Source organism: Tahibacter caeni, assembly GCF_024609805.1.
Lineage (GTDB): Bacteria > Pseudomonadota > Gammaproteobacteria > Xanthomonadales > Rhodanobacteraceae > Tahibacter > Tahibacter caeni.
In genome coordinates this window covers 1-7,806 of record NZ_JANFVR010000233.1, presented here as the reverse complement: position 1 = coordinate 7,806, position 7,806 = coordinate 1, and the positions used below count along the sequence as shown (strand labels likewise).

Here is a 7,806-nt window from a genome sequence, read left to right as displayed (position 1 = left end):
CTCGTCGAGGCCCAGCACGGCCGCGCGGTAGAACAGCGCGAGGGCCGCGCGCGCCTGGCCCTGCTGCCACAGCGCGCGCACGGCGCCGGCCACGTCGGCCGGCAGGTCTTCGGGCGTGGCGATGTCGCGGACTTCGAGCGCGTCGGGCTTGCGCTCGCGCACGAAGCGGTCGCCGATCCACGGCAGCCAGACGCGGTGATAGCGGACCAGCAGGAACACGAAGATCGCGACGAGCACCCAGAGCACGTTCTCGGCCGCGAACGAGGACACGCGGCCGGCCGCCTCGAACCAGCGGCGCAGCGGCGACGCGCTGAGGTCGAGGTCGGACGTGCTCGCCGACTTGTCGCGTTTCTCCCAGACGTGCTCGGTGGACCTGGGGCTCAGGTCCGGATCGGCATAGCCCTGCCGCACCGAATCGCCGAAGCCGCCGTCGTCGACGTAGCGGCCGGCGAAGATGCGGCGCAGGCTGTCCTTCGGCGCGTCGCCGGCGTCGGCGGCCGCGGTCTCGCCGGCCGCGCCGCCGACCGCGTCGACGGGTTCGTCCTCCGCGGCGCGCGCGCCGCCGGCCAGCAGCAGCGCGCCGAACAAGAGCGGCAGCAACGCCGCGGCCGTCGTGCTCAGGCGCGCGGCGAGGCGGCGGAACGCGAGCTCCACGTCCCAGGCCTCCAGCTGCGTGCGCCGGTTCAGATACAGGCCGAAGCCGGCACCGACGTAGAACGGCTCGATCAGGCTCAGCGCAAGCCAGCCGATCAGGTTGACCAGGCACTGGCCCCAGAGCGGCGGATTCTCGAACAGGGTGCTCCAGACCTGCTGCGCCGCGTCGCTGAAGAACTCGATCGGCACGAACATCAGGATCAGCAGCACGACCGACAGCGACAGCATCATTTCCATGTTGACCGCGATCAGGGTCACGAGCATGGCCGTGCCGCTGGTCGAGCGCTGCAGCACGCGCACGCGCTCGCCGCGGCGTGAGCCGCGGAGACCTTCGAGCAGATCCACCGGCAGCAGCAGCGAGCGCGAGGGATGCAGGCGGCGCCAGGTCAGCCACCCGAGCATCGGCCGCCAGCCCCAGCGCAGCGCGGCGCGCAGGGTCTCGCGCACGCCCGGCGTCGCGCCGAACACCGCGCGCGACAGCACGTACAGCGGCACGCGATCGAACACCGGTTTGAGCCACCAGACCAGCAGGGTGGCCAGCCAGACCGCGTCGATCGCCGCGCAGGCGGCATTGACCAGCACGACCACCGGCAAGGTCGCGAGCGTCCAGGCGCTCCAGACCGTGCGCGCGTGCCGGCGCGTCAGCGCTATGCCGAGATCGGTGGCTTCCCAGGACGAGCGCGGTCGCAGCGCAACGGTCAGGCCTTCAAGCCGCATGCGCCGCTCCGCGTCCGCCGCGCCAGAGCCACAGCCCGATCAGCAGCCACAGCAGGCCGCCCACGCTGAACTTGACCGGATCCGGCATCCAGCCGATCGAGGACCAGAACGCCTCGACGAACGCGGCGAACACCAGCATCGCGAACACGCCGAGCGCGAGCTTGGCCATGTCCACGCCGGCCTCGACGAAGGCGCGGCCGCGGCTGCGCCGCCCGGGTGCGAGCATCGCCATGCCGAGCTGCAGGCCGGCGCCGCCGGAAATCACGATCGCGAGCAGTTCCGGCGCCGAATGCCCGGCGACGAAGCGCCAGAACGGCCCGCCGTAGCCGATCGCGGTCAGGTGGCCGGCGATGCCGCCGAGGAACAGACCGTTGAACAGCAGCACGTAGACCGAGCCTATGCAGGCGAAGAAGCCGGCCGCGATCGTGCGGAAGCCGATGCTGACATTGTTGAGAATGTAATAACCGAACATCTTCACGTCGCTGCCGCTCTCGCGGCCGAGCTTGGCCTCGGGCTGGGCCGGGTCGTACATGGCCTCGAACTTGGCCAGCTCGGCGGGCTCGAACAGCGAATGGGCGAGTTCGGGGCGGACCTGCAGCGCGACGACGACACCGACGAAGCTGCCGAAGAACAGCAGCGCGGCGACGCCCATCGAACGCCAGTGGCGGCGCACGAGGCGCGGAAAGTCCGCGGCGAAGAACTGGATCGCCGCATGCCAGCGCGGCGGATGCGGCCGGTACAGCACGAGATGGCCGCGGTGGACCAGGTCCTGCAGCCGGTCGATCAGCAGCACGCTGTAGCCGCGCCGCTGCGCCAGCGCGAGGTGCTGGCATACGCGCCGGTAGGCGGCCGGGAAATCCAGGTCGCCGAACAGGCCTTCGGCGTCGTGGGTGCGCTGCTTGGCCGGCGGCCGCGCGCGCAGGTCGAGCCAGCGCTCCAGCGCCGTCCATTCCGCTTCGTGCCGCGCCTGGAACACGTCCTGTTTCATGCGCCGCTCAATGCCTGCCGAGGAAGCTGCTGGCCATGCCGAGCAGGCGCTGCACGGCGACCGCGCCGCGCGCCTGGGTCAGCTGCGGCAGCAGGTTGGCCAGTTCCTGCTGACGTTCCGGCGTCAGCTGTTTCGTGCGCTCGGCGAACGCGACGATGGCGCCCTGCTCGGCGGCCGGCAGCAGCAGCGGCGACTGCACGGCCGGCACGTTCGGCGCGGAGCTGTAGCCGTGATGGTGGTCGACGTGGACGACGAGCGTGTCGGCGACCATGTCGCCGAAGCGGCGGCTGTGCGCGTCGACGAATCCGGCGACGAGGCCGAAGCCGTAGCAGATCGGCAGCATGTCGACGGTGCGCATCAGGTTGCGCACGATCGACGGCACCCAGCCTACCGGCGTGCCGTTCGCATTGACCACGCGCAGGCCCACGGCGCGCTTGCCCGGCGTCTGTCCGTCCATGAGCACTTCGAACAGCACCGGATACGCCCAGAACAGGCCGAACAGGACGATCAGGTAGATCGCGACGCCGAGGTCGCCGAGCACGGCCAGCGCCAGACTCACGAACCAGATCACGACCAGGCGCAGCGAGAAGTCGATCGCCCAGGCCGCCGCGCGCGGCATCATGCCGGCGGCGCGCAGGCGCAGCGAAATGCCTTCGGGCGTCTCGACGAGGGTCAGCGTGTCGACGAGCGTCACGGGAGCCGGCAGATTCAGACGCGCCTCGCCGCGGCAAGGCCGACATCGGAGTACGGGGCCGGGAAGCGTCGCACACGCGGCGCGGCGTCCTGCGGTCGGATTGGCGGCAACGGTCCCGTCACGCGGCTTACTCCCTGGGGAAGACCTGAACAAACGCGCCGGGAAGACCTGGGCGCACATCGGCGCCCGCGCCGAGACGTACGGCCGCCGATCTTCCCGATTGCCCGCCGCGCGGCCGCCCTGCGATGCGAGGGGGCTCCGACATCCTTACGGAATCCGGGCGCGATCAGAGTCTTCCGCTGCGCCGCACTGTAGTGGTGGCCACGGCAATTGCGCAACGCGTGCGCCGCGGCAGTCGGTCGCAGCGGCGCGGCGGCCTCAGGCCGCGTCGGCGCGGTCGACCAGCGGCTGCAGCTGCGCGTCGAGCGCGACCCGCTCGTCGAACACGAAGCAGCGGCCGTCGTAGCCGTAGCCGCCGACCTGCTCGAAATAGCCGAGGATGCCGCCGTCGAGCTGCAGCACCTGCGGCAGGCCGTTGTCGCGCAGCCACAGCGCGGCCTTCTCGCAGCGGATGCCGCCGGTGCAGAAGCTCACGACGGTCGCGTCGGCCAGCGCCGCCTGCTCGGCGGCCATGGCCGCGGGCAGGTCGGTGAAGCGGTCGATCGGCAGGGTCAAGGCGCCGGCGAACGTGCCGTGACGGACCTCCTCGCGGTTGCGCGTGTCCAGCAGCACGAGCCGGCGTCCGTCGTCGTCGCAGCCCCGGGCGATCCAGCGCGCGAGCTGCGCCGGGGCGACCGCGGCGGCGCGGCCCTGCAGCGGGTCGGCCTCGTCGCGGCGGAAGCTGATGATTTCGCGCTTGAGCTTGAACTTCAGCCGCGCGAACGGGACCTGCCCGCTGCGGCTGTACTTGACCGCGATGCCGGCCAGCCGCGCGTCGCGGCGCAGCAGGTCCAGGAACTCCGCGATGCCGCCTTCGCTGCCGGCCAGGAACAGGTTGATGCCTTCGGCGGCCACGAGCACGGTGCCGCGCAGCTGCAAAGCCTCGGCGCAGGGGTGCAGGCGGTCGATCAGCGCCTGCGGCGCGTCGATCGCAGCGAAATGGTAGGCGGCGATGTTGACGATCATGGGGAACGGCAGAATCGGAAGGACGGGCGCCGGGCGCCGGCATCGCGGCCGGCTAGTGTAGCCGTTGCGGCGCGGAGCGTCCGCCGGCCGGTCCGCGGGTCCGGCGCGCGCCGTCACGGTTTCGCGGAGTTCCCGGCTCGTCGCGTGCGGTTCGCCGCCGGTTCGCCGACGAGCCTGCGCCGGTGCGCTTCAGAGCAGCGCGAACTTCGCGACGAACACGAGCGCGATCAGCGCGACGGCCGGCGGCAGCTCGTGCCGGCGGCCGGCCAGCAGCTTGATGCCGGCATAGCTGATGAAGCCGAACGCGATGCCGTGGGCGATCGAGAACGTCAGCGGCATCGACAGCGCGCAGATCACCGCCGGCGCCGACTCGGTCAGGTCGTCCCAGTCGAGCTCGGCCAGGCCGTAGCTCATGAGGATGGCCACGTAGATCAGCGCCGGCGCCGTCGCGAACGGCGGCACGGTCGCGGCCAGCGGCGACAGGAACAGCGCGGCGAGGAACAGCAGCGCGACGACGACGGCGGTCAGGCCGGTGCGTCCGCCGGCCGCGGTGCCGGCCGCGCTCTCGATGTAGGCCGTCGTCGACGAGGTGCCGAGCGCCGCACCCGCGGCGATCGCGGTCGAATCGGCCAGCAGCGCGCGGCGCAGCCGCGGCAGCTTGCCCTGCGCATCGAGCAGGCCGGCGCGGTGGCTGACGCCGATCAGGGTGCCGGTCGCGTCGAACAGCTCGACGAGGAAGAAGGTCAGCACGACCGTGACGAGGCCCGCATCGAGCGCCGCGCGCAGGTCCAGCTGCAGCAGGGTCGGGGCCAGCGACGGCGGCAGCGCGAACACGCCGGCGAATTTCGCATGGCCGAACAGCAGTGCGGCCACGGTCACCGCGAGTATGCCGATGACGATGCCGCCGCGAACGCGCCGCGCCTCCAGCGCGACGATCAGCAGCAGCCCCGCTGCCGCGTACAGCACGCTCGGCGCATGCAGGTCGCCGAGGCCGACCAGGGTCGCCGGATTCGCCGCGATCAGGCCGGCGTTCTTGAAGCCGATGACGGCGAGGAACAGGCCGATGCCGGCCGAGATCGCGAGCTTCAGCGAGCGCGGTATCGCGTCGACGATCCACTCGCGCACGCGCAGCAGGCTGATCGCGACGAACAGGCAGCCCGAGATGAATACCGCGCCGAGCGCGGCCTGCCAGCTGAAGCCCAGGCCCTGCACGACGCTGTAGGCGAAATACGCGTTGAGGCCCATGCCCGGCGCGAGCGCGATCGGGTAGTTCGCATACAGCCCCATGACGGCCGAGCCGATCGCCGCGGCCAGGCAGGTCGCGACGAACACCGCCTCGCGCGGCATGCCTGCGGCCGAGAGGATCTGCGGATTGACGAACATGATGTAGGCCATCGCGAGAAACGTCGCGAGGCCGGCCAGACATTCGGTACGGACGTCGCTGCCGCTTTCGCGCAGTTGGAACCAGCGTTCGAGCACGGGCATCTCCGCAGGCGATGGTCGGGCGATTGTACGGACGCCGTGGCGGCCCGCCAGAGGGCCGGCCGCGTCGGCGGGCGCCGGCGATTCGATGCGACCGATGCGCGCTGCCGAGCGAGGCGCTCCATCTCCGTCCATGCCCAACGGACCGGAGTGCACGGATGGGGACGAGGTGCGCGGTGCCGGCTTCGTTTCCGTCGTACCGGATCGGCGACTGCCGGTTTCCGGCCCGGAAACGAAAGAGCCCTCCTTGCGGAGGGCTCGAAATACGGCGAACAGCGATTCGGCTCAGGGATCGAAGCCGTTCCTGAAGATCAGGTCCGTCGTCGCGGTGATCGTGAAGTTCGGCGCGGAGATGTTGAAGAAGATGTTGCCGACGCAGGAGACGCGGACGCGCGCGCCGGTCGTCGCGACGTTGGGCACGGTGATCGTCGCGCTGCCGCTGTTCGGGAAGCTGCCGACATTCAGCGGATAGGTCAGGCCGCCGTCGGTGGAGACGTCGATGCCGACGTTCGCGCAGGAAATCGGCGCGGCCGTCGTGCCGGCGACGTCCCAGGTCACCGTCTGCGCGCTGCCGCCGGCCCAGCTCACGACCGTGGCCGGCGCGGTGACCTTGAACGGGCCGCTCGTGACGACCGACTGCACGGTCATGTCGGCGCTGTTGGTGCTGCCGAAGCCCGGCACGTTGTCGCGCACGCTCAGGCGGAAATGCATCGTACGCGCGGTCGTCGGCAGGATTTCGCCGATCATGGTCGTGCCGGCGATCAGGTTCGACAGGCGCGGAATAACGCGCACGCCGGTCGGCGTCGGGTTCAGCGAACGGATGATCGGGCCGTTGCCCGGATCGGTGGCCAGATTGTTGTTAATCGAACCGGTGTCGTTCTGTTCCCAGTCGTAGCTCAGGGTGCCGCCGCTCGTCGTGGTCGCCGAACCGGTCAGCACGAACGGCGTGCGCGCCGGAATGATGAAGTTCGACAGCGGCGCGATCGCCGGCACCGCGTTCGGGTTCGTCGTCGTGTCCGAGCAGGACGCGCCGCCGCCGAAGGTGTAGGTGCGGATCTCGTTGAGGCTGCTGGCCGTGAAGTAGGGATCGGAATTCGGCTGCAGGTTGGCCGAACCGCAGATGCCCGCATAGGCCATAATGGTCGAGCCGCTGCCCGGCTCGTACGCGGTCGGACCGTTGCGGTTGCCGCCGCCGCAGCTCGACGTCGTGCTGTTGAAGGTGTGGTCGCCGCCGAACTGGTGGCCGAGCTCGTGCGCGACGTAGTCGATCCAGAACGCATCGCCGGTCGGACTCGGCGAACCCGTCGTGCCGTCGCCCTTCTGGCCGGAGACGCAGATCACGCCGAGGCCGGCGACGCCGCCGGAACCCGTCGTCAGCACGTGGCCGACGTCGTAGTTGGCCGCGCCGATGATCGAATCGATCTGGCCCGTGTTCATGTCGATCGCGGTGTCGTCGTTCGGATACGGATCGCCGCTCGCGCTCGGGAACACCAGCTGGTCGTTGTTCGCGACCAGGGTCATGTGGATCGCGAAATCCTGTTCGTAGACCTGGTTGACGCGGTTCACCGTCGCGACGACGCCGGCCATGCCGGTGGCGACGGTCGCGCCGCCCGACGGGCTGATCGCGACGACGTAGTTGTGGTTCGCCGCCATGGCCAGCGCATAGTTGCGCTTGATCGTGCCGGTCGTGGTCAGCGGCAGCGGCCCGCTGCGCAGCGCCGCGTCGATGTTGTTCGCCACGGGCCGGCCGTGGACGCCGCACTTGAAGTCGCGCGTCGCGGTGACCGTGCCGCGCGCGAAGCTCAGATACGCGTTGCCGCCGTCCTTGTCCTGCGGCTGCACGATCCAGACGCCGTCGCGCGCGAACACCATGGCCTGGAAGCCCAGCGGCGAGACGTCGATGCGCGCCTGCGTGCCGTCGGTCGCGACGCCGAGGTAGCTCTTGATCTGCGGATACTTCGCCGCGAGCGACGGCGGCATCACGCCGGAATCCTGCAGCATGAACTCGGCGAAGCCGCCGTCCGGCTGCGGAACCGCGAGGGTCTCGCCGCGGCGCGCGCCGTCGTCGAGGAAGGCGTTCAACGCGGCCGCGTCGAGTTCGAGCGCACGGAACTGCGCAGCGGCCGGCGCGCCGGCGGCGAGCGGC

Annotated in this window: 6 protein-coding genes; all 6 read right to left on the bottom strand. The window is 70.7% G+C overall.

Annotation, left to right across the window (positions count from 1 at the left end; genetic code table 11):
* Nucleotides 1-1,371 (bottom strand): DUF4129 domain-containing protein (locus NON22_RS17080; protein WP_257388152.1); only part of this gene is annotated, 1,371 nt, incomplete at its 3' end.
* The gene (locus tag NON22_RS17075) at nt 1,361-2,359 is read right to left on the bottom strand and encodes a stage II sporulation protein M (RefSeq protein WP_257388151.1); all 999 of its coding nucleotides are present in this window, start codon (nt 2,357-2,359) and stop codon (nt 1,361-1,363) included. The genes NON22_RS17075 and NON22_RS17080, both read right to left, overlap by 11 nt.
* A 7-nt stretch (nt 2,360-2,366) precedes the next feature.
* On the bottom strand, nt 2,367-3,053 hold the full coding sequence (locus NON22_RS17070) for an RDD family protein (RefSeq protein ID WP_257388150.1): 687 nt from the start codon (nt 3,051-3,053) through the stop codon (nt 2,367-2,369).
* A gap of 378 nt (nt 3,054-3,431) precedes the next feature.
* Nucleotides 3,432-4,178 carry a sulfurtransferase gene (locus tag NON22_RS17065; RefSeq protein WP_257388149.1) on the bottom strand — a complete coding sequence of 249 codons (747 nt, stop codon included), beginning with the start codon at nt 4,176-4,178 and terminating at the stop codon, nt 3,432-3,434.
* A gap of 189 nt (nt 4,179-4,367) precedes the next feature.
* Nucleotides 4,368-5,663 (bottom strand): NCS2 family permease, encoded by a 1,296-nt coding sequence (locus NON22_RS17060; RefSeq protein ID WP_257388148.1) that lies wholly within the window; start codon nt 5,661-5,663, stop codon nt 4,368-4,370.
* Nucleotides 5,664-5,945: 282 nt separating this feature from the next.
* A partial coding sequence (locus NON22_RS17055) for a reprolysin-like metallopeptidase (protein ID WP_257388147.1) occupies nt 5,946-7,806 on the bottom strand: 1,861 nt, incomplete at its 5' end.

Excerpts from the sequence above, each read along its gene's own strand:
- NON22_RS17075 (WP_257388151.1), bottom strand. The coding sequence starts at position 2,359 with ATGAAACAGGACGTGTTCCAGGCGCGGCACGAAGCGGAATGGACGGCG.
- NON22_RS17065 (WP_257388149.1), bottom strand. The coding sequence starts at position 4,178 with ATGATCGTCAACATCGCCGCCTACCATTTCGCTGCGATCGACGCGCCG.
- NON22_RS17060 (WP_257388148.1), bottom strand. The coding sequence starts at position 5,663 with ATGCCCGTGCTCGAACGCTGGTTCCAACTGCGCGAAAGCGGCAGCGAC.